Origin of the sequence: Stenotrophomonas sp. I18B00994 (genome assembly GCF_014145825.1) — a bacterium.
Taxonomy (GTDB): domain Bacteria; phylum Pseudomonadota; class Gammaproteobacteria; order Xanthomonadales; family Xanthomonadaceae; genus Stenotrophomonas; species Stenotrophomonas maltophilia.
In genome coordinates this window covers 51,051-77,866 of record NZ_JACIUW010000012.1, presented here as the reverse complement: position 1 = coordinate 77,866, position 26,816 = coordinate 51,051, and the positions used below count along the sequence as shown (strand labels likewise).

Here is a 26,816-nt window from a genome sequence, read left to right as displayed (position 1 = left end):
AGGGAGGGCGGCCCTGGTCGCGTATCCGGTCTCTCTCTTGCCCCTGGATCAGGGGTCAGAGCCCATTCGTAAACGAACGGGATCCGACCCCGACCTGACCGCGGCTCCCCAGCCGCGAAAACGGAAGCGATGGCGGCGGGTGGGAGGGGGAAACCCACCGCCATCGCATCCGGTCAGCTGGCGTAGTACAGCTGGTATTCCAGCGGGTGGGTGGCCGCGCGGAACTTGGTCACTTCCTGCATCTTCAGCGCGATGTAGCCGTCGATGAAGTCATCGCTCATCACGCCACCGGCCTTCAGGAACTCGCGGTCCTTGTCCAGCGCTTCCAGCGCCTGGTCCAGCGAGGAGCAGACCTGCGGGATCAGCTTCTCTTCTTCCGGCGGCAGGTCGTACAGGTCCTTGTCGCTCGGTGCGCCCGGGTCGATCTGGTTCTTGATGCCGTCCAGGCCAGCCATCATCAGCGCGGTGAAGGTGAGGTAGCCGGACTGGATCGGGTCCGGGAAGCGCATTTCGATACGGCGCGCCTTCGGGTTGGAGACCCACGGAATGCGGCACGATGCAGAACGGTTGCGGGCCGAATAGGCCAGCATCACCGGCGCTTCGAAGCCCGGCACCAGGCGCTTGTAGCTGTTGGTGCCCGAGTTGGCGAAGGCATTGATGGCCTTGGCGTGCTTGAAGATGCCGCCGATGTACCACAGCGCCAGCTGGCTCAGGCCGCCGTAGCCGTCACCGGAGAACAGGTTGGTGCCGCCCTTGGACAGCGACTGGTGCACGTGCATGCCGCTGCCGTTGTCGCCGACGATCGGCTTGGGCATGAAGGTGACGGTCTTGCCGTTGCGGTGCGCGACGTTCTTGATCACGTACTTCATGCGCAGCAGTTCGTCGGCCTTCTGCACCAGGGTGCTGAATTTGGTGCCGATCTCGCACTGGCCGGCGGTGGCCACTTCGTGGTGCTGCACTTCCACTTCGATGCCGACCTGTTCCAGGGTCTTGCACATCTCGGCGCGCAGGTCGTGCAGGGTGTCGGTCGGCGGAACGGGGAAATAGCCACCCTTCACGCCTGGACGGTAACCGCTGTTGGCGCCGTCGTACTTGGCGCCGCTGTTCCAGGCAGCTTCTTCGGAATCGACCTTGAAGAAAGTGTTGCCCATTTCATTGGCGAAACGGACCGAGTCGAAGATGAAGAATTCCGGCTCCGGGCCGAAGAACGCGGTTTCGGCAATGCCGGAGGACTTCAGGTAGGCCTCGGCGCGCTTGGCGATGCCGCGCGGGCAACGGCCATACGGCTGCATGGTGGCCGGGTCGAGGATGTCGCAGCTGATCACGATGGTCGGATCGGCGTAGAACGGGTCGACGTAGGCGCTGGCGGTATCCGGCAGCAGCACCATGTCCGACTCGTTGATGCCCTTCCAGCCGGCGATCGAGCTGCCATCGAACATCTTGCCTTCTTCGAACAGCGACGGTTCGACGATGCTGACCGGGAAGGTCACGTGCTGCTCGACACCACGCATGTCGACAAAGCGCAGATCGACGAATTCGATCTGGTTGTCCTTGATCAGCTTCTCAACGTTTTCCACGGACATCGGTACGACCTCGGATGGGGATGAATGCCTGCTGAGGTAGAGCAACGACCGTGCCAACTTTTCAGATGCCGCAAGTCATTGATTTCATGAGGGCCGCCCCGTGCGGGTGCAGAACGCGGCGCACCAAACGAGTGCACCGACCACCAGACGCACCCGTTTGGTGCAGCGCGGATCGTCTATCCTCTCGCCCTTCCTCCTTCCGCCGCGCGTGCACGCACCGTCCATGTCCGACCTGCTCTCCGCCCTGCTGCTGGGCATCCTCGAAGGCTTGACCGAGTTCCTGCCGATCTCCAGCACCGGCCACCTGCTCATCGCCCAGCACTGGCTGGGTGCCCGTTCGGACTTCTTCAACATCGTCATCCAGGCCGGCGCCATCGTGGCCGTGGTACTGGTGTTCCGCCAGCGCCTGCTGCAGCTGGCCACCGGCTTCAACCAGCGCGGGAACCGCGAGTACGTGTTCAAGCTGGGCGCGGCGTTCCTGGTCACCGCGGTGGTCGGCCTGGTGGTACGCAAGGCCGGCTGGTCGCTGCCGGAAACGGTCAGCCCGGTGGCCTGGGCGCTGATCATCGGTGGCGTCTGGATGCTGCTGGTGGAGGCCTACACCGCGCGCCTGCCCGACCGCGACCAGGTGACCTGGACGGTGGCGATCGGTGTCGGCCTGGCGCAGGTCGTGGCCGGCGTGTTCCCCGGCACCTCGCGCTCGGCCTCGGCCATCTTCCTGGCCATGCTGCTGGGCCTGAGCCGCCGCGCGGCCGCCGCCGAGTTCGTGTTCCTGGTCGGCATTCCCACCATGTTCGCCGCCAGCGCCTACACCTTCCTGGAAATGGCCAAGGCTGGGCAGCTGGGCAGCGAGAACTGGACCGACGTGGGCGTGGCCTTCCTTGCCGCGGCCGTCACCGGCTTCGTCGTAGTGAAGTGGCTGATGGGCTACATCAAGTCGCACAGGTTCACCGCCTTCGCCATCTACCGCATCGCGCTGGGCGCGGCGCTGCTGCTGTGGCTGCCGTCCGGCAGCTGAACAGCACTGGGGCACGGCAACCCCGTTGCCGGCCCTACCCCGTTTCCCCCACGGTTCCCCAAGGAGAATCACCATGAACCGCAAGCTCACCCTGCTCCTCCCGCTGGCCCTGATGGCCGCCTGCAGCCAGACCCCGGCACCGGCCGGCACCGGCGGCGACGACGTGGCCCCGGCCGCGGCCAAGGCAGCAGACCAGCAGACGCTGGCGCACCTGGATGCGCAGCGCCTGCAGAGCCAGCACTGGCTGCTGCAGCAGGCCACCGGCGCCGACGGCAAGCGCATCGACGCGCTGTTCGCCCGCGAAGACAAGCCGGTCACCCTGGACTTCACTGATGGCCGCCTGTCGGTCAGCAACGCCTGCAACCACATGGGTGGCGGCTACACCCTGGCCGACGGCAAGCTGACGGTCAGTGCGATGGCCTCGACCATGATGGCCTGCAACGACAAGGCGCTGATGGCGCTGGACGAGGCTGTGTCGAGCCGCCTGCAGGGCGAGCTGAAGGCCGAGCAGGATGCCGATGGCAAGCTGACCCTGACCACCGCCAAGGGCGACGTGCTGGTGTTCAACCCGGAACCGACCGCTGAAACCCGCTACGGCGGCGCCGGCGAAACCGTGTTCCTGGAAGTGGCTGCGAAGACCGAGAAGTGCTCGCACCCGCTGATCCCGGACTACCAGTGCCTGCAGGTGCGCGAAGTGAAGTTCGACGACAAGGGCCTGAAGCAGGGCGAGCCGGGCAAGTTCGAGAACTTCTACGGCAACATCGAGGGTTACACCCACGAAGACGGCGTGCGCAACGTGGTGCGCGTGAAGCGCTACGAGGTGAAGAACCCGCCGGCCGATGCGCCGTCGCAGGCGTACGTGCTGGACATGGTGGTCGAGTCGGCCATCGAGAAGAAATAAAACGATGGAAGGGCGGCCGAGAGGCCGCCCTTCTTCATGGTCGGTAGGGCCGGCCGCTGGCCGGCTGCCCTGCGCGGCACTGCCAACACACGGATGCGGCCGGCCAGCGGCCGGCACTACCGGATGCATCGGGAGATCGGCATGAAGCACGTCCCCGTCCTCATCATTGCTGCGCTGCTCGTCATGTCCGCGAATGTGGCCGCTGCCAGCACGCCCAGCACCGATCAGCTTGAAGCGCACCTGTGGCAACTGGTGCGTGCCACCAACGCGCAAGGAAAGCGCATCGACGCGTTGTTCGTCCGCGGTCGCGCGCCCTACACACTGCGCTTCCAGTCCGGTTTCATGAGCGAGTTGAACCTGTGCAACCACGTCAGCAACGAGTACCGGCTGCAGGGCAATCTGCTGATCCTGCGCAACGGCGTGCAGACCACAGCGCTATGCATCGATCAGAGACTGCCCACGCAGCAGAAGCTCGCCGGAAAGCTGATGCACGGCGAAGGCTCGGCACCGACGCTTGCGCTTGACGACCGCGGCGCGCTGGTGCTGCGCAACGCGAGAGGCGACACCGCAGTGTTCGAACCGGCGGCGCTGCAAACGGATGGAAGGTAGGGCCGGCCGCTGGCCGGCATCTTCCCTGTGTGCTGCTCAGCCCAGCGCCGGGTTCAACGTGTAGGTGCCGTGCAGTGCGGCTTCGGCCAGCACGTGGCCGTGCATGGCGCGGTACGCGTCGGCGGCGGTGAAGCGCTGCGGCAGGTCCAGCGACGCCACGTCCAGCGCGAATACCCGGAAGAAATAGCGGTGCATGCGCTCGTCGTTGAACGGCGGATACGGGCCGTCATAGCCCAGGTAATCACCGGCCATGTCCGGGTTGCCCGCGAACCAGCCGGTGAAGTCGTTCAGGCCCTGGCGGCTGCCGGTCGGGCCGGCGGGTGCGGGCTTGCCCTTCACCACGAAGCCGTCGCTGCAGCTGCCAGCGGCGATCTCCTGCACCGTGGCCGGGATATCGGCCATCACCCAGTGCACGAAATCGCAGCGCGGCTGGTCGCGCGGCACGCTCATGTCGCTGCGGCCAACCGTCTCCGGCACGGTCGGTACGTCCGGGTCCACGCATACCAGCAGGAACGAACGGGTGCCGGCCGGCGCCCCGCTCCAGGCCAGGTGCGGGTTGCGGTCCGGGGCGAAACCGTTGGCGTCGCCCGCGGCGAACTCACGATCGATCGGTGCGCCGTTGGTCAGGCTGTGGCTGGTCAACTGCATCGGACTCTCCTCACTCTTCCGGGTAACCCAGGCGCACCGCAACCGGGGTGAGCTGGGCGAAGGCGGCGCTCATCACGTCGCGGTAGTTGCGCCAGTGGCCGGCCGGCAGGCGCGGGGCTCCCAGCTGTGCCGCCGGCGGCATCGGCCGCTCGAACAGGCGGCCCAGCAGTTCGGCCATCGCCTGCGGATCGTTGCCGATCTGGTCGATGCGCAGCAGCACGTGCGGGTACAGGTCGTCCTCATGCAGCGTGGCGATCTGGGTCAGCGCGCGGGTCAGCCATTCACTGGCTTCGGCCAGCGACGTCATCGCCAGCGGCGCGGCGGCACCGTAGGCCACCCAGTCCAGCAGCATGTCGCGCGGGTCGCGCAGCACCAGCACCAGGCGGCCCTGCGGCAGCTGCGGGCGCAGCGCCCACAGCAGGGCATTGTCCCACCACAGCAGCCAGTCGATCACGGTGTCGCTCTGCAGGCCACGTGCCGGCAGCTGTTCACGCCAGCGCTGCACCAGCCGCTCCGGCGTCAGCACGCCTGAGGCCAGGTCCTGCAATGTGTTGTAGTTCTGGAACGCATCATCGGGCGGCGTGTTGGTGTAGCGGTCGCTGCGCAGCACCGGGCTGGCAGCAGCCAGGCCGGTCGCCACCCGCTCAACGCCCGAACCCGGCGGGCCCCAGAGGAAGATCGGCGCGGAGCTGGCATCGCCGTCGATGCTGCCCTTGTCCGGCCAGCTCGGCGGGGACTTGGCCTGTGGCGGCAGTGGCAAGCGCTGCGGCGCCTGGTCAGCCTGCAGCGACAGCCAGGTGCGCAGGGCGTCCTGCGGCTGCCCGGCGCGGTCTTGGATCTCGCCCATCCACGTCCGCAGGTCGGCGCGATGCTCTTCCGGCGCCAGCTCGATCAGCGCCTGCACGCGGGCCACGGCGGCGGCGGGATCGCGCTGCAGCAGGCCTTCGACCAGCCGGGTCTCGCCGCTGACGCGGCCCGGTTCCAGGCTGACGATGCGTTCGGCGATCGCTTCGGCCTGAGCATGTTCGCCGGCCATGTCATGCAGGCGCAGGCGCGCCTCCAGGGCCGGCAGATGCGCGGGCATCGCCGCCATCCAGCGCTCGACCACGGTCACGGCGCTTTCGCTGCCCACCTGCTCGATGGCCAGCCGTGCCAGCCACACATCGTGCAGCTGGTCATTGGTATCCAGTACCGCATCCAGGCGTGCACGCGCTTCATCCTCGCGCCCCAGGCGCTGCCATGACATCAGCAGCAGCTGCAGCACCTGGCGGTCTTCCGGCTGCGTCTCCAGCAGCGGCAGCAGGTAGTCCAGGGCCTGCAGCGGCTGGCCATTGCGCAGCGACAGTTCACCCGCCAGGCGTCGCATCGACGGTACGTCCATCTCCGGCTGCTGCAGGGCCACCTGCATCGCTTCGGCGGCGGCCGGTACGTTGCCCTGGCGCAGTGCCAGCTGCACCACCAGCCCATGCAGCGAGGACAGTGACGGATTGAGTTCCAGCACGCGGCGGAACGACTGCTCTGCAAACGCCAGCATGTCCTTGCCCAGGTAGGCAAAGCCCAGCGCGTACAGCACGCGGGTATCGTCCGGCAGTGCCTTGCTGGCAGCCGACAGCAGCGCCAGTGCACGGTCGGCGTCACCGCGGCGCAGTGCAACCATGCCGTCGATGGTCAGCAGTTCCGGATGGTCCGGCTCCACGCGCGCGGCCAGGGTGGAGATGCGCTGCGCTTCGTCGAAGTCATTGCGGCCGATCGCCAGGTGCGCCTGCATCAGATAGGCGGAGAACGAGTTCGGATCGAGGCCGGTGGTGCGCACCAGTGCTTCGTCGGCACCCTCGAACTGGCGCAGTGCCAGCAGCAGGCCGGCATGCTGCAGGTGCAGCTGGGCGTCGTCCGGGGCCAGCCGCAGCGCCTGCTGCAGGGCCTCCATCGCCTCCTCGGCGTTGCCCTGCTGCTGCAGCGCAAGCGCCAGCCAGCGGTGGGCGTTGGCCTGGCCGGGTTCGTCACGGGTCCACGCCTGGGCCAGCTGCACGGCCTGGTCGGCCTGGTTCTGGCGCAACGCTTGGATGATCTGGTCTTGCATGGCAGTCCGGTTCAAGTGCAAAGCCGCATTGTAGCGGGCTGCGCGCTGTCGCCGGTTCAGGCCTGCAGGACCCGCTGCAGGCGCTGGGCGACCCAGCGCTCGGAGAAGCCGTCGCCGCGCCAGTTTTCGATGAACCCGCAGTGGCCGCCCCAGCAGGCGGTTTCCAGGCGCGCCTGGCCCGGCAGCTGCCAGTTGCTGAAGGTCGCGTACGGAATCACCGGGTCATCCTGCGCCATCAGGATGTCGGCCGGTACCTGCAGGGTCGACAGGCGGTCGCCGGCGATCGAGTAGCCGTCGAAATAGGCCTGCAGCGAACCGAAGCTGGTGTGGCGCTCGACCAGCCAGGCGGTCAGCGCGCGGATGTCCAGCTTCAGCACGCGGTCGTCGCAGTCGCTCAGCTCGGGGAACAGATCGCGCTTGCGGCGCAGCGAGCCGGCCCATTTGCGGCGGAAGTACCAGTCGTACATCGCCGGGCCGTTCTCGATGCTCTCCATCGTCAGCGCCGGGTCCAGCACCGGGCACACCGAGGCGACGCGCAGCAGCGGCACGCCGGCAGCCGGTGCGCGCAGGGCCAGGCGCAGCACGAAGTTGCCACCCAGCGAATAACCGGCGGCCACCAGCGGCAGCTGCGGCCAGCGCTGGGCGATATCGCCCGCGGCGTGCACCACTTCATCGATGAGATTGGAGTGGAAGATGCCGGGGTTCAGGTGATGGGTGTTGCCGTGGTCGCGGAAGTTCAGCCGCACCACGTCGAAGCCCTGCTCGATCATGCGCGCGGCGGCCATGCGCATGTAGCTGGATTCGGCACTGCCTTCCCAGCCATGCAGCAGCAGCGCGATGCCCTTGGGCTCGCGGCCTTCGACATGGCTGTGCCAGCCCTGCAGGCGCACGCCATCACCACCATCGAGGATCAGCTCTTCGCTGACCGCACCGGTGGCCGCCAGCAGCAGCAGGCCGCGCTGCAGGCGCATGCGGCTGGAGCTGAGCATCGACTGCAGGTGCGGATTGCGCAGCCAGCGCGGCGGCTGATAGTCAGCCGCATGCAGCGTCGGCGTACCGGCGTCCAGGACAGGTGGCGGGATCAGGGCCACCGCAGCCTCACCCGGCGCTCATGGCCGCCACGATGCGCGCGCGCGAGGTTTCCGCGATGCGCCGACGGCCTTCCAGGTCCTGTGCACCGATCGGCGCCAGGAAGTGCACTTCGGCACGTCGCGCCGGCTCGCCGAGCAGGCGCAGGAAATTGGCAAAGAAGCTCTCGTTCGGGCCGAACGCGACGATGGTCTGCGCGTCGCCCTTCGCCCCGTACACCAGGGCCACCGGCTGCACCGGCACGCCGGTCTCGACCGCGGCCTGGAAGATGCGGGCGTGGAACGGGCCCACTTCGTGACCGCCGCGGGTCCGCCCTTCCGGGAACACGCCCACGGCCTTGCCCTCGCGCAGGCGGTCGGCCATCACCTGCATCACGCCACCGAGCGATTCGGTGTTGCCACGCTGGTGGAAGATGGTCTGGCCGCGCGCGGCCAGCCAACCCACCAGCGGCCAGCTGGCGATCTCGCGCTTGGCGACGAAGCCCATCATGCGCTGGCTGTGCAGGATGCAGATATCGACCCAGCTGACATGGTTGGCCACGAACAGCACGGCACCGGGCAGCGGCGCGCCGACCTGCACCAGGCGGAAGCCGAAGATCCACATCAGCCCGCCCTGCCACCAGTTGACCACCTTGGCGCCGAAGGTCGCCTCGCCCACGCGCAGTTCGCCCCACGGCGGAAGCATGCCGATCAGGATGAGCGGCAGGAACACGATGATGTGGACCAACAGCAGCGGTACGCGGTACAGGTAACGGCACACACGCGCCACGCCGCCACGGGGGGCCGGAGTGGGGGAAGTCATCCGCGCACGATACCGGAGGGCCGTCATCGCTGCCAGCCGATTTAGGCCATAACCGCCATCGACCGGGGCAATCGGCGGGGAACGCTGGGTTCCGCTGCCGTCAACGAGCCCCAGGGGGGCTCAGCCGTGACCGGCAGCCACCACCGCCAGGGTCAGCCGCGAGATGCATACCAGGCGGCCCTGCTCGTCCTCGATGCGGATCTCCCACAGCTGGGTGCTGCGGCCGACGTGCAGCGCGCGGGCGGTGCCGGTGACCGTGCCCGAGCGCACGGCACGCACGTGGTTGGCATTGATCTCCAGGCCCACGCAGACCTGCTTGCCGGTATCCACGCACAGGTTGCCGGCGCTGCTGCCCAGGGTCTCGGCCAGCACCACCGAGGCACCGCCGTGCAGGATGCCGTAGGGCTGGCGGGTGCGCTCATCCACCGGCATGGTGGCCTGCAGCCAGTCCTCGCCGGCGGCACTGAAGACGATGCCCAGGGATTCAATCGCCGTGTTGCGGCTGAGCGCGTTGAGCTGCTCGATGGAAACGGCTTCGCGGAACACCTGGGCCATGCGGGTACCTTCAGAGGATGGGAACGAGACCGGCGCCGAATGCGGTCAGCATGCGCACCAGCAGCCACTTCGGGCCGACGTTGACTTCGGGGAAGTCGCCGACGGCGACGTAGCAGCGATGGAAATCAGGATCCTGCCGCGGCAGCGGCTGCGGGCACTCCGGGCCGGGCTTGAACTCGTAGTCGGTGGCGTAGCGCCAGGGCCAGAAATCAAGGATGGGCAGCGCTTCGGAGGCCTTGCCGACGCTGTAATTCAGCCCCGACAGCACCGGTGGCTTCGCCCGTGGCGCCACCGTCCAGGAGTTCTGTGGGTGGGTGTCACGCAGGATGCTCTGCGCCAGTTCCTCGGCAAAAACCGGGTCGTCGATGATCACCGCGCCTTCGGTGTTGTAGTTCTCGCTGCGCGGATCGAAGTTGTGGGTGCCGACCACGCCGATGCGGCGGTCGACCACCAGCGACTTGGCGTGCAGGCCCATGCGCGCGCCCTTGCGGGTGACCGGCAACGGCTTGTTGACCGCCTTGCTGCCCAGGAACGACGGCCGCGTCTCGGTGCGCAGCAGGCGCGTTTCCACCTCGCTGCCGGCGGCGCGACGGCGTGCGCGGGCGTTGTCGTAGGCACCATCGCTGTGGCGATTCAACGGGCCCTGCCTGCTGCCGGCATCCGAACCACTGCTGCTGCCACCGCGTGCGTTGCTGCCGGCAGCACTGCCACCGATCAGCGGATTGCGACCGCCTTCGTCTTCCCCCCCGGGCGCAGCGATCGGGTCGGGCAGCAGGTTGCGGTAGTCAACCGGCGCGTCCAGCGGGAACGGCTTGTATTCGAAGATGTTGAAGCCCAGTTCGCGCATGTTGCGCCGCTTGTACTTGTACGACAACGCATACACGATCGGGTTGTCAGTCGCCGCCAGGCTGTTGCTGGACACCACCACGCGCGGTGGCTGCGGGCGCTTGCGCAGTTCACGGAACAGCTTCTGCGCCGGCTTGGACAGCACCAGGTACGGCGTCTGCAGGATCACTTCCTTCTGCGCACTGGCGATCAGCGCATCCAGCTGGGGCTCGGTCACATGCTGGCCGGCCAGCGGTGCATCGGCCTTCTCGCGGCGATGCTTGCGTGGCAGGTCGGCCACGTAGCGCACCGAAGCCACCGGTAGCGCGGTATCCACGAAGGAACGGGTGACGAACTCGGTGTCGTTGGCTTCGGCGCTGACCCGCTGTACCCGTTCCGGGCGGCGGAAGCTGGCCGGCGGCAGCGTTGGCACGCCCTCGCGCAGCAACGTGCGGCCCACGTCGTTGAGGCGCTCGGCCGGCACGCTGCGGTGTGCGCGCCAGAACGCGTCGAAGTTGGCCGCCATCGCACGTGCTTCCGGGCCGGCGATCAGTACATCGCGGTCGCGGAAGTTGTACTCGCGGTCCCAGTCGTAATAGTCGTCCTGGTAGTTGCGGCCACCGACCACGCCGATCGCATCGTCGATCACCAGCAGCTTGTTGTGCATGCGCTGGTTGAACCGGCGGAAGCAGCACAGCACGCTGCCGGCATAGTCGAAGTAGTTCAGCCGGGCCTTGCCGAAGGTCGGGTTGTAGACCCGCAGCTGGAAGTTCTGGTGGGCGCCGGACAGGGCGCCGAGGATCTGCAGGTCGGAGATCGCCGAGAGCTGGTCGATCAGCAGCCGCACCTTCACCCCGCGCCGCGATGCGGCCAGCAGTTCGTCGATGACCAGACGGGCGCTGTCGTCCTTGTCGAAGATGTAGGTCTGCAGGTCGATGCTGCGGGTGGCGCTGCGCAGCAGGTTCAGGCGTGCAACCAGGGCGCCCTCGCCCTCATCGAGCAGGGTGGCGTAGTGGCGCGGTCGTTCCGGGGCGGATTCGGTGAACGCCCGGCCGGCCAGCGCCCGCAGCGGCGAATCCTGTGCACAGCGGTCTGCACGCTGGCAGTCGACCACGGTCGAACGTGCCTGCACGGCGATTGCCTCGGCGCGGTCGCGCTCGGCATTCGACAGCGATGCACAACCGCTGCCCAGCAACACGGTTGCCAGCGCCAGTACACGCAGCAGGAGGTTCACGGTTTCGGCGCCTCGCTCAGGCGCGCACGCAATACGAAAGTCACTCGGTCACTCAAGGCAAGCTGCCAGCTGTCCATGCCATACCGGCCTCGCTGCACGGTACCGCGGCTGACGACGTCGCAATCATAGCCGGGTCGGGCGCACTCCGCCTTCTCGACCTTCAGTGTCTCGGGGTGGCTGATCCCGCGCAGGGTCAGCCGGCCGTTGATGTCGCCACCGCTCTCCACGGTTTCCGGCCAGTACGGCAGCGAGTCGAACTCGACCACCGGATGGCGGCCGGCATCGAAGAACTCCTCGCCGCGCATCCATCCGGTATAGCGCGCCTTGCCGGGGATCTCGACCGAGCGCGTGAACATCTTCAGATGCACCTGGTGGCGGCCGTCGGAGAGGATCTCGATGCGCCCTTCGAAGTGCGGGAACAGGCCTTCGATACGCTGCCCGAAACGGGTGCGCACCTCGAAGCCGATCTGCGAACGCTGGGTATCCAGGCGCATTACCCGGTGCGCTTCGGCGACCACCGGTGGCAGGGTGGTCGGCGTGGGCACGGCCGCCCAGGCCGGGCCGAGTGCCAGCAGCGCGGGCAGCAGATAGCGGCTGCGCCGCGCCAGGCTCATCGGATCACGGCCACCAGAATGCGTTCAGGCTGGCCACGCCTGGCTCGATCGAGGCCTCGCGCGGGAAGCCGAGCACGGCGATGCCGGCCGGCGGCATGCCGCGGTAGTCGCTGCTGGTGCCCTCGGTCATCAACGCCACCAGCCGCTCCAGGCCCGGGTTGTGGCCGACGATCAGCACCCGGTCGAGATCACGGCGGTCGTCCACCAATGCCGCCAGGGTGCCGGGGGTGGCTTCGTAGATGCGGTCTTCCAGGCGCTTTTCCACGTAACCGATGGTGCCGAGCACGGCTTCCAGGGTTTCGCGGGTACGCCGCGCCGGTGAGCACAGCACGCAGTCCGGCAGCAGGTTGTTCTCCTTCAGCCACTTGCCGGCGGCTTCGGCTTCGGCGAGCCCCACCGGCGACAACGGCCGGTCGAGGTCGGCCTGGCCGGGGGTAGCCGGTTCGGCATGGGCATGGCGCAGCAGGATCAGTTCACGCATCGCGGGTTTCCATGAAGAAGAGGATGCAGCAGGAAGAGTGACGCAGGCATCAAAGCTTGAGCCAGGACAGCAGCGGCTCCCAGTCGGCCTGATGCTCCCGCACCTGGGCCGAGCGGTAGTCGAACAGGCTGCGGCCGAGGCCGGTCATGACCACGTAGCTCTGGCTGTCACGCAGCTGCGCGACCACCGGGTACGGCCATTCGGCCAGCATCTGCAACGCCTGCTGCGAGGTCTGGGTCCAGGGCTTGGTGCGGTTGAGGACCAGCCCCACCGGCAGCTTGCGGCTGTGCACCCGCGGGTTCTGGGCCAGGCTGTTGAGGAAGCCGACGATGGCTTCGATGTCGAGCGCCGAGGGCAGCACCGGCACCACCACCGCGTCGGCAGCGTCAAGGAAATGGGGGATATCGTCGGCCAACGCGCCCGCCGGTGCGTCGATGATGACGGTTTCGGTGCCATCGGGCAGCTTCTGCGCCCACTGCTTCTTCCGATACACATCAATGGGGAGCACCGCGCTTTCCAGCCCGGCCCGCCGTTGCGCCCAGCGGGTGCTGGAGCCCTGAGGGTCGGCGTCGGCGATCACCGTGGCCCTGCCCTGCAATGCCGCGTACGCGGCCAGGTGGGTGGCGACGGTGGTCTTGCCCACCCCGCCCTTGGAACCGGCCACCAGGATCGTCTTCATGCCAGCCTCGCTTCCGGGTACGTGCCCCGAGCGTACACCGGCGGTGGTGACGGGAGGTAGCACCGCGCTGAACCTGCGGCCATCGCCTTTGCTATCGTGGCGCCCCCGAAGGATCGAACCGGCATGAGCGAGCTGCAGGACCTGAGCGCACTGATCCGCGCCAACACCCCCCTGATCGTGATCGAGACCCAGGACGAGGGTCGCATCGTCGACCTGTTCCGGCAGACGCTGATGCACGTCTGGCGGGCGCTGCACCGGTGGTCGATCACCGAGGGCCTGCGCCGCATCGACCTGGACAGCGAAGATCCGCCGGCCGGGCCACCCGACGCCAGCGCGGCCCTGCAGATGATCCGCCAGGCCGGGCAGCGCGGGGTCTACCTGCTGCTCGATTTCCACCCCTACCTGGGCTATGCCAGCCACCAGCGCGCCCTGCGCGACCTGATCCAGCGCCGCCACAGCGAACCGCACGTGCTGGTGCTGATCGGCGCCAAGGTCGAACTGCCGGCCGAGCTGGAAGCGCTGGCGGTCCGCTTCAACCCGCGCCTGCCCGATGCCAACGCCCTGCTGAAGATGCTGCGCGAGGAGGCCGATGCCTACGCCCGCGAACACGGCGGCCGCCGCGTCGAAGTCGACAGCGAGGCGGTGAAGAAAATCCTGAAGAACCTGCAGGGCCTGAGCCTGGTCGATGCCCGGCGCATCGCCCGGCAGCTGATCTACGCCGACGGCGCGCTGCGCGACGACGACCTGCCGCAGCTGGCACGGCTGAAGTTCGAGCTGCTCAACCGCAGCGGCCACCTGTTCTTCGAGCATGACAGCGCGCGGTTCGGCGACGTGGCCGGCGCCAACCGGCTCAAGCGCTGGATCAACCAGCGGCGTGTGGCGTTCATCGCTGGCTCCGCACCGGCCGGGCTGGACCCACCGCGCGGCATGCTGCTGCTGGGCGTGCAGGGTTGCGGCAAGTCGATGCTGGCCAAGGCCACCGCCGCCGGTTTCGGCGTACCGCTGCTGCGCCTGGACGTGGGCGCGCTGTACAACAAGTACCACGGCGAGACCGAGGCCAACCTGCGCCAGGCCTTGGCCTCGGCCGAGCAGCTGGCGCCCTGCGTGCTGTGGATGGATGAAATCGAGAAGGGCCTGGCCAGCGGTGGCGAGGACGGTGGCGTGTCACGCCGCGTGCTGGGCTACCTGCTGACCTGGATGGCCGAGCGCAAGGCACCGGTGTTCATCGTGGCCACCGCCAACCAGGTGCACGAGCTGCCCGCCGAGCTGCTGCGCAAGGGCCGCTTCGACGAGATCTTCTTCGTTGACCTGCCTTCGCCGGAGGTGCGCGTGGAACTGCTGCGGCTGCATCTGGGTCGGCGCCAGCTCAATGCCGACGACTTCGCGCTGCCAGCGCTGGCGGCCGCGGCGAATGGTTTCTCAGGTGCGGAGATCGAGCAGGCGATCGTGGCCGGGCTGTATGCGGCGCACGCCGAAGGCCGGCCACTGGATACCGAGCTGCTGATGAACGAGATCCGTGCGACGCGGCCGCTGTCGGTACTGATGGCCGAGCAGGTCGAGGCGCTGCGGGCGTGGGCATCGGGGCGGACGGTTTCCGCGGACGATTGAGGGGTTTCCAGCGAACGGCGCAGCCCCTCGTGGCGGCTGGTTGGCTGTGAACATCAAAAGCCACGCTTGGCCGGGCGGGGTGGATTCGCGGGGGACGCCGTGAACCCGGCCGAACCCCTCCCTCAGGGCCACGCAGGCGGGGCCGCCGCCCAGGCCTGCTGCACTTCGGCCAACGACGCGCGCTCATCCTCGCGCCACTGCGGCAGCAGCTGCGCGTAATTGGCACTGGTGCTCCATTGCGACGGCTCGGTACGCACTGCTGCGGCATACCACTGCACGGCCTCCTGCTTCTGCCCCATCCGCCATAGGGCCAGCGCGTACGTGGGTGGCACCCAGCTGGGCTTGCTGCGCGCATTGCCGGCCGACGACAACCATTGCTCCAGCGCCGCCTCCGGCTTGCCCTGGCGCAGCAGGTCCCAGCCATAGTTCCAACGCACGCTACGGCCCGCGCTGCTCTGTGCGGGCGCCTCCTTCAGGGCCTCGCCATACAGCTGGTCGGCCAGCTCGGCACGGCCCTGGGTGCTGGCCACCGAAGCCAGCTGCACGGTGGCTTCCACCGCGCGTCGGCCGCGCTCGCGCAACCTCACCAGCTGGGTGACCAGCTCATCGCCTTCGCCCTGCATCGCCACCATCGGTGCCGCCGCCAGGTCGCTGTCGAAGTAGAACTCCTGTGGTGCCGGCATGGCCGGCGCGGCCCACGCCGTGGCCGCTCCCGAGGCCAGCAGCACGCTGGCCAGGATCTTTCCTGGAACTGACATCCCTTCTCCCCAGGCTGCACAACCGCAGCCTCCCTCTCTCGCCCCGATCCTAACCCCAGCAGCGGCGCGGGCGCGAGTGCCGGGCCCACCACGGCCCCGCTGCTACAATTCGCGCCTTTCCCGCCGCGTGCCCGCACGCGGCCGGTGCCAGCCGATCCTACCGGGCCAGCCATGACCAGTACCGCGCAACTCACTTCGCCCTCCTCCGCCGACCTGCTCGACCGTGATTACACGCTCGACCACAAGTACACCCGCAACGAGGGGCGGATCTACCTGAGTGGCGTGCAGGCGCTGGTGCGGCTGCCGCTGATGCAGCGCCTGCGCGATGCCGCCGAAGGCATCGACAGCGCCGGCTTCGTCAGTGGCTACCGTGGCAGCCCGCTGGGTGGCTTCGACCTGGAACTTTGGCGCGCGCGCAAGCATCTGGAAGCGGCCAAGGTGAAGTTCACCCCCGGCCTGAACGAGGACCTGGGCGCCACCATGGTATGGGGCACCCAGCAGACCAACCTGTTCCCCGGCGCCAACGTGCAGGGCGTGTTCGGCATGTGGTACGGCAAGGGACCGGGCGTGGACCGCTGCGGCGACGTGTTCAAGCATGCCAATGCGGCCGGCACCTCGCGCTATGGTGGCGTGCTGGCACTGGCCGCCGATGACCATGCCTGCCGCAGTTCGACCCTGCCGCATGGCAGCGAGGACGAGTTCGTCAGCGCGATGATGCCGGTGCTGAACCCGGCCGGCGTGCAGGACATCCTCGACATGGGCCTGCTGGGCTGGGCGATGAGCCGCTATACCGGCCGCTGGGTCGGCTTCAAGACGATCGCCGAGACGGTGGAATCGTCGGCGTCGGTGCAGGTCGATCCGATGGCGCGCCGCATCGTGCTGCCGGAAGACTTCGAGATGCCGTCGGGTGGCCTCAACATCCGCTGGCCGGACCCGCCGCTGGACCAGGAAATGCGCCTGCACCGCTATGCGGTGAAGGCCGCGCAGGCCTTTGCCCGCGCCAACGGCATCGACAAGGTGGTGATGGATGCGCCGCGCGCGCGGCTGGGCATCGTCACCACCGGCAAGAGCTACCTGGACGTGCTGCAGGCGCTGGAGTACCTGGGCCTGGACGAAGCCGCGTGCGCCGACATCGGCATCCGCGTGTACAAGGTCGGCATGACCTGGCCGCTGGAACCGCAGGGCATCGCGCGCTTCGCGCAGGGGCTGGAAGACATCATCGTGGTGGAGGAGAAGCGTGCCTTCATCGAGCGCCAGATGAAGGAACAGTTCTTCAACTGGCCGGCCAGCTGGGGCCAGCGCCCGTCCATCGTCGGCAAGTACGACGAGAGTGGCGAATGGATCCTGCCGTCCACCGGCGAACTGACCCCGGCCACCATCGCCGGCGTGATCGGCCGCCGCATCCAGAAGTTCTTCAACAACGAATCCATTGAACAACGCCTGCAGTGGATGCAGCAGAAGGAAGCCGAGCTTGCGTTGCCGCGCGCCAGCTTCCCGCGCGTGCCGCACTACTGCTCCGGTTGCCCACACAACACCTCCACCCAGGTGCCGGAAGGCTCGCGGGCACTGGCCGGCATCGGTTGCCATTACATGGTGACCTGGATGGACCGCAGCACCGACACCTTCACCCACATGGGCGGCGAAGGCGTGACCTGGGCCGGGCAGGCGCCGTTCACCGATACCCCGCACGTGTTCCAGAACCTGGGCGACGGCACCTATTTCCACAGCGGCTCGCTGGCGATCCGCCAGGCGGTCGCGGCCGGCGTCAACATCACCTACAAGATCCTCTACAACGACGCGGTGGCGATGACCGGCGGCCAGCCGGTGGACGGCCCGCTGAGCGTGCCCGACATCGCACGGCAGATGCGCGCCGAAGGCATCCACACCATCGTGGTGCTGTCGGACAACATCGGCAAGTGGACCGGCCAGCGCGAGCACTTCCCCAGCGACGTGGAGTTCCACGACCGCAGCGAACTGGAGGAGGTGCAGAAGCGCCTGCGCGAAGTGAAGGGTGTTTCGATCCTGATCTACGAACAGACCTGCGCCACCGAGAAGCGTCGCCGCCGCAAGCGCGGCAAGCTGGAAGATCCGCAGAAGCGGGTGCTGATCAATTCGCTGGTCTGCGAAGGTTGCGGCGACTGCGGCAAGAAGAGTTTCTGCGTGTCGGTGCTGCCGAAGGAAACCGAGTTCGGGCGCAAGCGCGAGATCGACCAGTCCAACTGCAACAAGGACTATTCGTGCGTGAACGGCTTCTGCCCGAGCTTCGTCACCGTACACGGTGGCCAGCCGCGCAAGGGCAGCAAGCGCGATGCCTCCACGCTGCTGGACAATCTGCCGGCACCAACCATCCGCGGCACGCTGGAACAACCCTGGAACATCCTGATCACCGGCGTCGGCGGTACCGGCGTGGTGACCATCGGTGCACTGCTGGGCATGGCCGGCCACCTGGAAGGCAAGGGCGCGACCGTGCTCGACCAGACCGGCCTGGCGCAGAAGGGTGGCGCGGTGACCACGCACATCCGCATCGCACGCCGCCCGGATGACATCCACGCCGTGCGCATCGCCGCCGGTGAAGCCGACCTGGTGCTGGGCTGCGACATGGTGGTGGTCAACGACTACTGGGCGCTTTCGAAGGTGCGCGCCGGCCGTTCGCAGGTGGTGCTGAACACCTACGAAGCGATGCCGGGCACGTTCACCACCCGTCCGGACATGCAGTTCCCCGCCGCCGACATCATCGCCGGTGTGCGCGTAGCCCTGGGCGGCCAGGAGCCGCTGCTGCTCGATGCCACCCAGCTGGCCACCGCGCTGCTGGGCGATGCCATCGCCGCCAACCTGTTCATCCTCGGCTACGCCTGGCAGCAGGGCCTGGTGCCGCTGTCGTTCGAGTCGCTGATGCGCGCCATCGAACTCAATGGCGCCGCCGTGGCGATGAACCAGCAGGCCTTTGCCTGGGGCCGCCTGGCGGTGGTCGACCCGCAGGCCGTGCAGCAGGCCGCCGGCCTGGTGCGCAACCGCCACACCGATACCGAGTCCACCCCCGGCCCGTTGCACCCGCTGCCGCCGGGCGAGTGGGAAGGCAATGAATGGGGTGCGACCGCGGCACCGCGCAACACCGGCGACGAACGCGAGCTGCGTGGCCTGCCCTCGCACGGTGGCGACGTGGCATTCCTGCCGCTGGACGACGCACGCCTGTCGCGTTCGCTGGACGAAATGATCGAGCGTCGCGCCGCCTTCCTGGTCGATTACCAGGATGCTGCCTATGCCAACCGCTACCGCAGCCTGGTCGAGCGCGTGCGCGCCGCCGAAGCCGAGCGCATCGGCGGTTCCACTGCGTTGACCGAGACGGTAGCCCGCTACCTGTTCAAGCTGATGGCCTACAAGGACGAGTACGAAGTGGCCCGCCTGTACACCAGCGGTGACTTCCAGCGCCGCCTGCAGCAGCAGTTCGAGGGCGATTACCAGCTGCGCTTCCACCTGGCGCCGCCGCTGTTCGCGAAGAAGGACGAGCAGGGCCGGTTGCTGAAGAAGGAATACGGCCCGTGGATGTTCAAGGCGTTCGGCCTGCTGGCGAAACTGAAGTTCCTGCGTGGCGGCCGACTCGACGTGTTCGGCCGCACCGAGGAACGTCGCATGGAGCGCAAGCTGATCGGTGACTACGAGGCGACCGTGCAGGTGCTGCTGGATGGCCTGGATGACGACCGCCTGGCGCTGGCGGTGGAGATTGCCAGCATCCCCGAACACATCCGCGGCTTCGGCCACGTCAAGGAAGCCCACTTCGCGCAGGCCAAGGCGCGGGAAGCCACGCTGCTGGCGCAGTGGCGGAACCCGAAGGCACTGCACATCGTGCAGGTGGCCTGATGGGCGTGCCGGCTGCTGGCCGGCATCCCTCCTGGCAATCGGTTGCCGGCCAGCGGCCGGTACTACCGGCGGTTCAGCCCAGCCGCCACAGCAACAGGCGGTTGTTGGCCGGCATCGCCACATCCCCCAGTCGGGTGAATCCGTGGTCGGCGGCCAGCGCCTGCACCGCTTCGCTATCGCGGATGCCGCTGCGCGGATCACGTGCCTTCAGCCAGGCATCGAACTGCGCGTTGCTGTCGCTGGTGTAGCGGCCGCCGTAGTTGAGCGGGCCATACACCGCCAGCAGCGCACCATGACGCAGCGCCGGTGGCAGCGCGGCGAACAGTGCCTGCACGTGTTCCCAGCTCATGATGTGCAGCGTGTTGGCGCTGAATGCGGCGTCGAACGTGCTGCCCTGTGGCAGGCTGAGCCCAGGCGCCGGTGGCAGTTCCACCTGCAACGCCAGCGGCGGCAACAGGTTCAGCAGCGCGGTCTCCGCACGCCAGGCCTCGATGCCGGGCAGATGGTCCGGATGATCACTGGGCTGCCAGCGCAGCCACGGCCAGCGCTCGGCGAAGAAGGCCGCATGCTGGCCGGTGCCACTGCCGATCTCCAGCACCCGACGGCGGTCGCCCATCCACGGGTCGAGTGCGGTGGCGATGGGTTCGCGGTTGCGCTCGCAGGCTTCTGAATACGGCTTGCTCGACATCAGGACGGGGTCCAGGCGGGGTCGGCTCCATTGTGCACGAGGGGGTGTTGCTCGGCAGGGCTGCGCCCTGCACCCGCAGAAGCCGGAGCAACGGCAACAGCCAAAGCAACAGCAACAGCGGACTTGCTGTGGGATGGCGGGGTAGGTGGGCAGGACCGTTGGCGCCATGGAGGGCGCCATCGAGCCCCAGGGACGGGTTTACGGCGTGTCCTGCCCACCCACACCGCCCCGCCATCCCTCAGCAAGCCCGCTGTTGCTGTTGCTGTTGCTCCGGCTCTGAGCAGGTGCAGGGCGCAGCCCTGCCGAAACACCCCCAACCATGACTGCAGTCACTTGTCCCCACGCCCCGCGCTGGCGAAAGTCGAGGAGTTGACGTGATCGGTCCGGCCCATTGCCAACCGCACGCAAGCGAGAGAGAGAAACGCTGTGCAACGACGTGAGTTCCTGGCTTTTTCCGGTCTGGGCCTGGCGGGCCTGCTGCTGCCGCATTCCCGTGCCATCGCCGCCGAGCAGCTGCTTGCCCCGGTCGATACCGCCCAGCGCAGGCGCCTGGCGGACGTGGCGCTGGCCGCCGCACGCACCGCCAAGGCCAGCTACTGCGATGTCCGCATCGGCCGCTATCTCAACCAGTCGGTCATCACCCGCGAACACCAGGTCGGCAATGTGACCAACCGCGAGTCGTCCGGCGTGGGCGTGCGCGTGATCGTCAACGGCGCCTGGGGCTTCGCCGCGACCCATCAGCAGACCGAGGCCGCCGTACGCGCTGCGGTCGAGCAGGCTGCGGCGATCGCCCGTGCCAACGCCAGCATCCAGACCCGGCCGGTGCAGCTGGCGCCGACACCCTCGGTCGGTGAGGTGCGCTGGCAGACGCCCGTCCGCAGGAACGCAATGGCGGTGCCGATCCAGGACAAGGTCGAACTGCTTCTGGCGCTCAACGCCGCCGCGCTGAATGCGGGTGCCGACTACATCAATTCCACCCTGTTCCTGGTCAACGAACAGAAGTACTTCGCCTCCAGCGACGGCTCGTTCATCGACCAGGACATCCACCGCATCTGGCTGCCGTTCACCGCCACCGCCATCGACAAGGCCAGCGGCAGGTTCCGTACCCGCGCTGGCCTGTCCTCGCCGATGGGCATGGGCTACGAGTTCCTCGATGGCGATGCGAGTGGCAAGGTGCAGCTGCCCGGCGGCATCACCGCCTACCGCGATTCCTACGACCCGGTCGAGGACGCCATCGCGGCCGCCCGCCATGCCCGCGAGAAGCTGAAGGCGCCGTCGGTAAAGCCCGGCAAGTACGACCTGGTGCTGGACCCGTCCAACCTGTTCCTGACCATCCACGAGAACGTCGGCCACCCGCTGGAGCTGGACCGCGTGCTCGGCTACGAAGCCAACTACGCCGGCACCAGCTTCGCCACCCTGGACAAGCGCGATGCGCGTTTCCGCTGGGGCAGCGACATCGTCACCTTCTTCGCCGACAAGACCCAGCCGGGCAGCCTCGGCGCCGTCGGCTACGACGATGAAGGGGTGAAGACGCAGCGTTGGGACCTGGTGCGCGACGGCATCCTGGTTGACTACCAGGCCACCCGCGACGAGGCCCATATCCTCGGCCGCGATGCATCGCATGGCTGCAGCTATGCCGATTCCTGGTCCAGCGTGCAGTTCCAGCGCATGGCCAATGTCTCCCTGGCGCCGGGCAAGCAGCCGTTCAGCGTCGAGGACATGATCAAGGACGTGGAGAACGGCATCTGGATCCACGGCCGCGGTTCGTATTCGATCGACCAGCAGCGCTACAACGCGCAGTTCGGCGGCCAGCTGTACTACCAGATCAAGGACGGAAAGATCGCCGGCATGGTCGAGGATGCGGCCTACCAGATCCGAACGCCGGAATTCTGGAATGCCTGCACCGCCATCTGCGATGAACGCGACTTCCGCCTGGGCGGTTCGTTCTTCGACGGCAAGGGCCAGCCCGGCCAGGTCTCGGCGGTCTCGCACGGTTCGTCCACCACCCGCTTCAACGGCATCAACATCATCAACACCGCGCGCAGTCTCGGCGCTTGAGCCACCCATCCTTCGACATGGAGAGCAGCCTTGCAAAGACGTGACTTCCTGGCCCTGACCGGGCTTACCGCGGGCGGGCTGATCGTGCCCTCCTTCTTCGGCAAGGTGATCGCCGCCGAACAGCTGCAGAGCTCGCTGGACCTGGGGCTGAAGAAGCGCCTGGCCGATGCGGCGCTGGCCGCCGCCCGCCAGGCCGGCGCCACCTACTGCGACGTGCGCATCGGCCGCTACCTGCGGCAGTTCGTGATCACCCGCGAGGACAAGGTGCAGAACGTGGTGAACACCGAGTCCACCGGCGTGGGCATCCGCGTGATCGTCAACGGTGCCTGGGGCTTTGCCGCCACCAATGCGCTGGGTACGGCCGATGTGGCCAAGGCCGCGCAGCAGGCGGCGGCGATCGCCAAGGCCAATGCCGGCGTGCAGACCGCGCCGGTGCAGCTGGCCAAGGCGCCGGGCGTCGGTGAGGTGAGCTGGCGCACGCCGATCCGCAAGAATGCGATGGACGTGCCGATCAAGGACAAGGTCGGCCTGCTGCTGGACGTCAACGCCGCCGCAATGGGCGCCGGTGCCAGCTTCGTCAACTCGATGCTGTTCCTGGTCAACGAGCAGAAGTACTTCGCCTCCACCGACGGCTCCTACATCGACCAGGACGTGCACCGTATCTGGGCGCCGATGACGGTCACCGCCATCGACAAGTCCAGCGGCAAGTTCCGCACCCGTTCGGGCCTGTCCTCGCCGATGGGCCTGGGCTACGAGTACCTGGATGGCGCCGCCGCGGGCAAGGTGGTCGGCCCCAATGGCGTGGTCAACTACAGTTCTTCCTACGACATGAAGGAAGACGCCATCGCCGCTGCCAGGCAGGCGCAGGAAAAGCTGAAGGCACCGTCGGTGAAGCCGGGCAAGTACGACCTGGTGCTCGACCCGTCGCACACCTGGCTGACCATCCACGAGTCGATCGGCCATCCGCTGGAGCTGGACCGCGTGCTTGGCTACGAGGCCAACTACGCCGGCACCAGCTTCGCCACCCTGGACAAGCGCGAACAGCATTTCCAGTACGGCAGCGAACTGGTCAACATCTTCGCCGACAAGACCCAGCCGGGCAGCCTCGGCGCAGTGGCGTACGACGATGAAGGCGTGAAGTGCAAGCGCTGGGACCTGATCAGCAACGGCAAGCTGGTGGACTACCAGACCATCCGCGACCAGGCCCACATCCTCGGCAAGACCGAGTCCGACGGCTGCTGCTATGCCGACTCGTGGTCCAGCGTGCAGTTCCAGCGCATGGCCAACGTGTCGATGGCACCGGGCAAGAAGCCATTGAGCGTGCCGGACCTGATCAAGGACGTGGAGAACGGCATCTACATCATCGGTGATGGTTCGTTCTCGATCGACCAGCAGCGCTACAACGCGCAGTTCGGCGGCCAGCTGTTCTACGAGATCAAGAACGGCCAGATCACCCGCATGCTGGAAGACGTGGCCTACCAGATCCGCACGCCGGAGTTCTGGAACGCCTGCACCGCCGTGGCCGACGAGCGTGACTACCGCCTGGGCGGTTCGTTCTTCGACGGCAAGGGCCAGCCGGGCCAGGTCTCGGCGGTCTCGCACGGTTCGTCCACCGCGCGCTTCAACGGCATCAACGTCATCAACACCGCACGCAGCCTCGGCTGATCGGTCAGGAGCCCTTACACCATGAGTATCTTCACCGAAGCCCAGGCCAAGGCCATCCTCGACAAGGTCATCGCCCTGTCCAAGGCCGACGAATGCACCGCCGTGCTGGCCGGCGCGATCGACGGCAACATCCGTTTCGCACTGAACAATGTCTCCACCAGCGGCATCGTCGACAACACCGAACTGGCGGTCACCGTTGCCTTCGGCAAGCGCGTCGGCACGGCCTCGATCAACGAGTTCGACGATGCCGCGCTGGAACGCGTGGTGCGCCGTGCCGAAGACCTGGCCCGCCTGGCCCCGGAAAACCCGGAGTTCATGCCGGCCATCGGCAAGCAGACCTACCGCGCCAGCCCCACCTTCAGCGAATCCACTGCCGCGATCGATCCGGCGTTCCGTGCCAAGGTTGCCGCAGATTCAATCGCGCCCTGCCGTGGCCATGGCCTGATCGCCGCCGGCTTCCTCGAAGACGGCCAGGGCTTCCAGGCCACTGCCAACAGCAACGGCAACTTCGCCTACCAGCGCACCACCAACTTCAATTACACCTGCACCGTGCGCACCGAGGATGGCCGTGGTTCGGGCTGGGTCGGCCGCAACCTGAAGGATGCGGCTGACTTCAAGGCGGACCAGGACATCCGCATCGCCATGCGCAAGGCCACCGAATCGGCCGAAGCCAAAGCGCTGGAACCGGGCAAGTACACGGTGATCCTGGAGCCGGCTGCGGCGGCCGGCCTGATCAGCTTCATGATGAACTTCTTCAGCGCACGCTCGGCCGATGAAGGCCGCAGCTTCCTGTCCAAGAAGGGCGGCGGCAACAAGCTGGGCGAGCAGGTCTACGACCCGCGCGTGACCATGATCGCCGACCCATGGCACCCGGACGCACCGGTGCTGCCGTGGGACAACGAGGGCCTGCCCCGCGAGCGCATGGCCATCATCGAGAACGGCAGGATCGCCAACCTGGACTACTCGCGCTTCTGGGCGCAGAAGCAGGGCAAGACCGCCAAGGCGTCGCCGGGCAACTTGCTGATGAGCGGTGGCGACAAGAGCACCGCCGAACTGGTTCGCGGCACCCAGAAGGGCATCCTGGTCACCCGCACCTGGTACATCCGCATGGTCGATCCGCAGACCGTGCTGCTGACCGGCCTGACCCGCGACGGCACCTTCTACATCGAGAACGGCCAGATCAAGCATCCGGTGAAGAACTTCCGCTTCAACGAATCGCCGGTGATCATGCTCAACAACATCGAAGAGCTGGGCAAGCCGGTGCGCGTGGCCGGTGATGAATCCAGCTACGTGATGATGATCCCGCCGATGAAGCTGCGCGATTTCACCTTCACTTCGCTGTCCGACGCGGTCTGATGGATCGCCGGGCCTGCCTGCGCTGGTTGGCCGCTGCCGCTTCGGCGGCGGCGCTGCCAACCTGGGCACAGGCAGGCCCGCGCAGTTCGCGCTACGACTTCTGGTTCACCCGCCTTCAGTACGACTCCGGTGACTGGGACGTGGACGCGCGCATGCCGTCCAACCTGATCACCTCGCTGATCGACTACACCTCGCTGCGCGTGGACCCGCAGGAACACGTGGTGGCGCTGGCCGACCCACGCATGCTGGAAGCGCCGTTCTGCTACCTGGCCGGGCACACGCTGGTGGAGTTCAACGCCGCCGAGCGGCAGAACTTCGTGCGCTACGTGCGCAATGGCGGCTTCGTCTTCGTCGACGACTGCAACCACGATATCGACGGCCTGTTCGCTACCTCGTTCGAGGCGCAGATGGGTCGCCTGTTCGGGCCCAGGGCATTGCAGAAGCTGCCCAACAGCCACCCGCTGTACCGCAGTTTCTTCCGCTTCCCGGATGGCCCGCCTGCCACCAGCTTCGAACTCAACGGCTGGGGCGACGACCTGGTGCACGACTACCTGAAGGGCATCGAGGTCGACGGCCGCCTGGGCCTGCTGTACAGCAACAAGGACTACGGCTGCGAGTGGGACTACGACTGGCGCAACAAGCGCTTCCTGGCCGAAGACAACACCCGCTTCGGCGTCAACATCGTGATGTACGCGTTGAACAACTGATAGGACCTGCACGCCCATGACCTCCCCCGACCTCGATTCCCTGCTGCCGCGCCTGGATGAGCTGCGCGCCGCGCTCGCACGCGCCGTGGTGGGCCAGAACGCCGTGGTCGAGCAGCTGCTGATCGGCCTGCTGGCCGGCGGTCACTGCCTGCTGGAAGGCGCACCCGGGCTCGGCAAGACCCTGCTGGTGCGCTCGCTCGGCCAGGCACTGGAGCTGCAGTTCCGGCGCGTGCAGTTCACCCCCGACCTGATGCCCAGCGACATCCTCGGCACCGAGCTGCTGGAGGAAGACCACGGCACCGGCCATCGCCACTTCCGCTTCCAGCAGGGCCCGATCTTCACCCACCTGCTGCTGGCTGACGAACTCAACCGCACCCCACCCAAGACCCAGGCCGCACTGCTGGAAGCGATGCAGGAACGCACGGTCAGCTACGCTGGTACCACCTACGCGCTGCCCGCGCCGTTCTTCGTGCTGGCCACGCAGAACCCGATCGAGCAGGCCGGAACCTACCCGCTGCCGGAAGCGCAGCTGGACCGCTTCCTGCTGCACGTGCTGGTGGATTACCCCAGCGAAGACGAGGAGCGGCAGATCCTGGAACAGACCACCGGCGGTGCCACCGACGCGGTGCCGAAGGTGATGGATGCCGACGCGGTGATCGCGCTGCAGGCCGCGGTGCGCCAGGTGCATGTCAGCCCGGATGTGCTCGCCTGGATCACCCGCGTGGTGCGCGCCAGCCGGCCCGGCGACGGTGCTCCGGCGGCGATCAACCAATGGGTGAAGTGGGGCGCCGGCCCGCGTGCCGGCCAGTCGCTGGTGCTGGCAGCGAAGGCACGCGCGCTGCTGCAGGGCCGTTTCGCCGCCACCCGCGAGGACGTGCAGGCGCTGGCCGCGCCGGTGATGCGCCATCGCCTGCTGCTGTCGTTCGCCGCCGAGGCCGAGCAGAAGCGTGCCGACGACGTGGTCGCCGCGCTGCTGCAGGCCGTGCCCTTCCCGGGTTGAG

At 67.6% G+C, this 26,816-nt stretch carries 22 protein-coding genes; 10 read left to right on the top strand and 12 right to left on the bottom strand.

The features are described 5' to 3' along the window. Positions 1-173: 173 nt before the first annotated feature. Positions 174-1,583, bottom strand: coding sequence for a type I glutamate--ammonia ligase (gene glnA, locus H4O10_RS14500; protein ID WP_005407550.1), 1,410 nt, complete (start codon positions 1,581-1,583; stop codon positions 174-176). Between the two features lie 223 nt (positions 1,584-1,806). Here glnA and H4O10_RS14495 point away from each other — a divergent pair, with 223 nt between their 5' ends. From H4O10_RS14495 to H4O10_RS14485, 3 genes are all read left to right on the top strand, one after another. Beyond that, positions 1,807-2,601, top strand: a complete 795-nt coding sequence (locus H4O10_RS14495; protein WP_024956253.1) for an undecaprenyl-diphosphate phosphatase — start codon at positions 1,807-1,809, stop codon at positions 2,599-2,601. A 73-nt stretch (positions 2,602-2,674) separates the two neighbouring features. Further along, the gene (locus H4O10_RS14490) at positions 2,675-3,502 is read left to right on the top strand and encodes an META and DUF4377 domain-containing protein (protein ID WP_033834604.1); all 828 of its coding nucleotides are present in this window, start codon (positions 2,675-2,677) and stop codon (positions 3,500-3,502) included. 141 nt (positions 3,503-3,643) lie between these two features. Beyond that, positions 3,644-4,111 (top strand): META domain-containing protein, encoded by a 468-nt coding sequence (locus H4O10_RS14485; RefSeq protein ID WP_049452648.1) that lies wholly within the window; start codon positions 3,644-3,646, stop codon positions 4,109-4,111. Between the two features lie 36 nt (positions 4,112-4,147). On the opposite strand, the gene H4O10_RS14480 is transcribed toward H4O10_RS14485, so the two are convergent. From H4O10_RS14480 to H4O10_RS14440, 9 genes are all read right to left on the bottom strand, one after another. Continuing rightward, complete coding sequence (locus tag H4O10_RS14480) at positions 4,148-4,759, bottom strand: YbhB/YbcL family Raf kinase inhibitor-like protein (RefSeq protein WP_033834603.1); 612 nt, start codon at positions 4,757-4,759, stop codon at positions 4,148-4,150. 10 nt (positions 4,760-4,769) lie between these two features. Continuing rightward, complete coding sequence (locus tag H4O10_RS14475) at positions 4,770-6,839, bottom strand: tetratricopeptide repeat protein (protein ID WP_049452634.1); 2,070 nt, start codon at positions 6,837-6,839, stop codon at positions 4,770-4,772. 56 nt (positions 6,840-6,895) lie between these two features. Further along, positions 6,896-7,885 carry an alpha/beta fold hydrolase gene (locus tag H4O10_RS14470; protein ID WP_032965474.1) on the bottom strand — a complete coding sequence of 330 codons (990 nt, stop codon included), beginning with the start codon at positions 7,883-7,885 and terminating at the stop codon, positions 6,896-6,898. A 52-nt stretch (positions 7,886-7,937) separates the two neighbouring features. Next, a complete protein-coding gene (locus tag H4O10_RS14465) occupies positions 7,938-8,729 on the bottom strand; it encodes a lysophospholipid acyltransferase family protein (protein WP_024956258.1) in 792 nt (263 codons plus the stop codon). A 120-nt stretch (positions 8,730-8,849) separates the two neighbouring features. After that, on the bottom strand, positions 8,850-9,284 hold the full coding sequence (locus H4O10_RS14460) for a hotdog fold thioesterase (protein WP_005407542.1): 435 nt from the start codon (positions 9,282-9,284) through the stop codon (positions 8,850-8,852). Between the two features lie 10 nt (positions 9,285-9,294). Further along, on the bottom strand, positions 9,295-11,343 hold the full coding sequence (locus H4O10_RS14455) for a phospholipase D family protein (protein ID WP_049452633.1): 2,049 nt from the start codon (positions 11,341-11,343) through the stop codon (positions 9,295-9,297). Further along, on the bottom strand, positions 11,340-11,957 hold the full coding sequence (locus H4O10_RS14450) for a YceI family protein (RefSeq protein ID WP_005407540.1): 618 nt from the start codon (positions 11,955-11,957) through the stop codon (positions 11,340-11,342). The genes H4O10_RS14455 and H4O10_RS14450 overlap by 4 nt, the downstream gene beginning before the upstream one ends. A 4-nt stretch (positions 11,958-11,961) precedes the next feature. After that, a complete protein-coding gene (locus H4O10_RS14445; protein WP_005407539.1) occupies positions 11,962-12,438 on the bottom strand; it encodes a histidine phosphatase family protein in 477 nt (158 codons plus the stop codon). Between the two features lie 49 nt (positions 12,439-12,487). Next, a complete protein-coding gene (locus H4O10_RS14440; RefSeq protein ID WP_005407538.1) occupies positions 12,488-13,117 on the bottom strand; it encodes a ParA family protein in 630 nt (209 codons plus the stop codon). A gap of 123 nt (positions 13,118-13,240) precedes the next feature. Here H4O10_RS14440 and H4O10_RS14435 point away from each other — a divergent pair, with 123 nt between their 5' ends. Then, a complete protein-coding gene (locus H4O10_RS14435; RefSeq protein ID WP_033834601.1) occupies positions 13,241-14,725 on the top strand; it encodes an AAA family ATPase in 1,485 nt (494 codons plus the stop codon). 122 nt (positions 14,726-14,847) lie between these two features. On the opposite strand, the gene H4O10_RS14430 is transcribed toward H4O10_RS14435, so the two are convergent. After that, on the bottom strand, positions 14,848-15,483 hold the full coding sequence (locus H4O10_RS14430) for a hypothetical protein (protein WP_005407536.1): 636 nt from the start codon (positions 15,481-15,483) through the stop codon (positions 14,848-14,850). Between the two features lie 171 nt (positions 15,484-15,654). Here H4O10_RS14430 and H4O10_RS14425 point away from each other — a divergent pair, with 171 nt between their 5' ends. Next, positions 15,655-19,341, top strand: a complete 3,687-nt coding sequence (locus H4O10_RS14425; RefSeq protein ID WP_049402864.1) for an indolepyruvate ferredoxin oxidoreductase family protein — start codon at positions 15,655-15,657, stop codon at positions 19,339-19,341. 73 nt (positions 19,342-19,414) lie between these two features. Here the strand turns inward: H4O10_RS14425 and H4O10_RS14420 are convergent, their stop codons facing one another. Further along, on the bottom strand, positions 19,415-20,029 hold the full coding sequence (locus H4O10_RS14420; protein ID WP_049452630.1) for a DUF938 domain-containing protein: 615 nt from the start codon (positions 20,027-20,029) through the stop codon (positions 19,415-19,417). Between the two features lie 426 nt (positions 20,030-20,455). Here H4O10_RS14420 and H4O10_RS14415 point away from each other — a divergent pair, with 426 nt between their 5' ends. From H4O10_RS14415 to H4O10_RS14395, 5 genes are read left to right on the top strand one after another with little or no spacing between them, the layout of a single operon-like run. Continuing rightward, positions 20,456-22,087 (top strand): TldD/PmbA family protein, encoded by a 1,632-nt coding sequence (locus H4O10_RS14415; RefSeq protein WP_180845674.1) that lies wholly within the window; start codon positions 20,456-20,458, stop codon positions 22,085-22,087. A 30-nt stretch (positions 22,088-22,117) separates the two neighbouring features. Continuing rightward, positions 22,118-23,752, top strand: coding sequence for a TldD/PmbA family protein (locus H4O10_RS14410; RefSeq protein ID WP_033834597.1), 1,635 nt, complete (start codon positions 22,118-22,120; stop codon positions 23,750-23,752). Between the two features lie 21 nt (positions 23,753-23,773). After that, positions 23,774-25,108 (top strand): TldD/PmbA family protein, encoded by a 1,335-nt coding sequence (locus H4O10_RS14405; protein ID WP_005407529.1) that lies wholly within the window; start codon positions 23,774-23,776, stop codon positions 25,106-25,108. Beyond that, on the top strand, positions 25,108-25,815 hold the full coding sequence (locus H4O10_RS14400; RefSeq protein ID WP_033834596.1) for a DUF4159 domain-containing protein: 708 nt from the start codon (positions 25,108-25,110) through the stop codon (positions 25,813-25,815). Before H4O10_RS14405 ends, H4O10_RS14400 begins: the two co-directional genes overlap by 1 nt. Positions 25,816-25,831: 16 nt before the next feature. Beyond that, positions 25,832-26,815, top strand: coding sequence for a MoxR family ATPase (locus H4O10_RS14395; RefSeq protein WP_049455019.1), 984 nt, complete (start codon positions 25,832-25,834; stop codon positions 26,813-26,815). Position 26,816: the final 1 nt, after the last annotated feature.

Bases quoted from the DNA above. Each gene is read 5' to 3' on its own strand.
- H4O10_RS14485 (WP_049452648.1), top strand. From the start codon at position 3,644: ATGAAGCACGTCCCCGTCCTCATCATTGCTGCGCTGCTCGTCATGTCC.
- H4O10_RS14405 (WP_005407529.1), top strand. From the start codon at position 23,774: ATGAGTATCTTCACCGAAGCCCAGGCCAAGGCCATCCTCGACAAGGTC.
- H4O10_RS14400 (WP_033834596.1), top strand. From the start codon at position 25,108: ATGGATCGCCGGGCCTGCCTGCGCTGGTTGGCCGCTGCCGCTTCGGCG.
- H4O10_RS14435 (WP_033834601.1), top strand. From the start codon at position 13,241: ATGAGCGAGCTGCAGGACCTGAGCGCACTGATCCGCGCCAACACCCCC.
- H4O10_RS14495 (WP_024956253.1), top strand. From the start codon at position 1,807: ATGTCCGACCTGCTCTCCGCCCTGCTGCTGGGCATCCTCGAAGGCTTG.
- H4O10_RS14425 (WP_049402864.1), top strand. From the start codon at position 15,655: ATGACCAGTACCGCGCAACTCACTTCGCCCTCCTCCGCCGACCTGCTC.
- H4O10_RS14420 (WP_049452630.1), bottom strand. From the start codon at position 20,029: ATGTCGAGCAAGCCGTATTCAGAAGCCTGCGAGCGCAACCGCGAACCC.
- H4O10_RS14445 (WP_005407539.1), bottom strand. From the start codon at position 12,438: ATGCGTGAACTGATCCTGCTGCGCCATGCCCATGCCGAACCGGCTACC.
- H4O10_RS14490 (WP_033834604.1), top strand. From the start codon at position 2,675: ATGAACCGCAAGCTCACCCTGCTCCTCCCGCTGGCCCTGATGGCCGCC.
- H4O10_RS14440 (WP_005407538.1), bottom strand. From the start codon at position 13,117: ATGAAGACGATCCTGGTGGCCGGTTCCAAGGGCGGGGTGGGCAAGACC.
- H4O10_RS14465 (WP_024956258.1), bottom strand. From the start codon at position 8,729: ATGACTTCCCCCACTCCGGCCCCCCGTGGCGGCGTGGCGCGTGTGTGC.
- glnA (WP_005407550.1), bottom strand. From the start codon at position 1,583: ATGTCCGTGGAAAACGTTGAGAAGCTGATCAAGGACAACCAGATCGAA.
- H4O10_RS14480 (WP_033834603.1), bottom strand. From the start codon at position 4,759: ATGCAGTTGACCAGCCACAGCCTGACCAACGGCGCACCGATCGATCGT.
- H4O10_RS14430 (WP_005407536.1), bottom strand. From the start codon at position 15,483: ATGTCAGTTCCAGGAAAGATCCTGGCCAGCGTGCTGCTGGCCTCGGGA.
- H4O10_RS14475 (WP_049452634.1), bottom strand. From the start codon at position 6,839: ATGCAAGACCAGATCATCCAAGCGTTGCGCCAGAACCAGGCCGACCAG.
- H4O10_RS14450 (WP_005407540.1), bottom strand. From the start codon at position 11,957: ATGAGCCTGGCGCGGCGCAGCCGCTATCTGCTGCCCGCGCTGCTGGCA.
- H4O10_RS14460 (WP_005407542.1), bottom strand. From the start codon at position 9,284: ATGGCCCAGGTGTTCCGCGAAGCCGTTTCCATCGAGCAGCTCAACGCG.
- H4O10_RS14395 (WP_049455019.1), top strand. From the start codon at position 25,832: ATGACCTCCCCCGACCTCGATTCCCTGCTGCCGCGCCTGGATGAGCTG.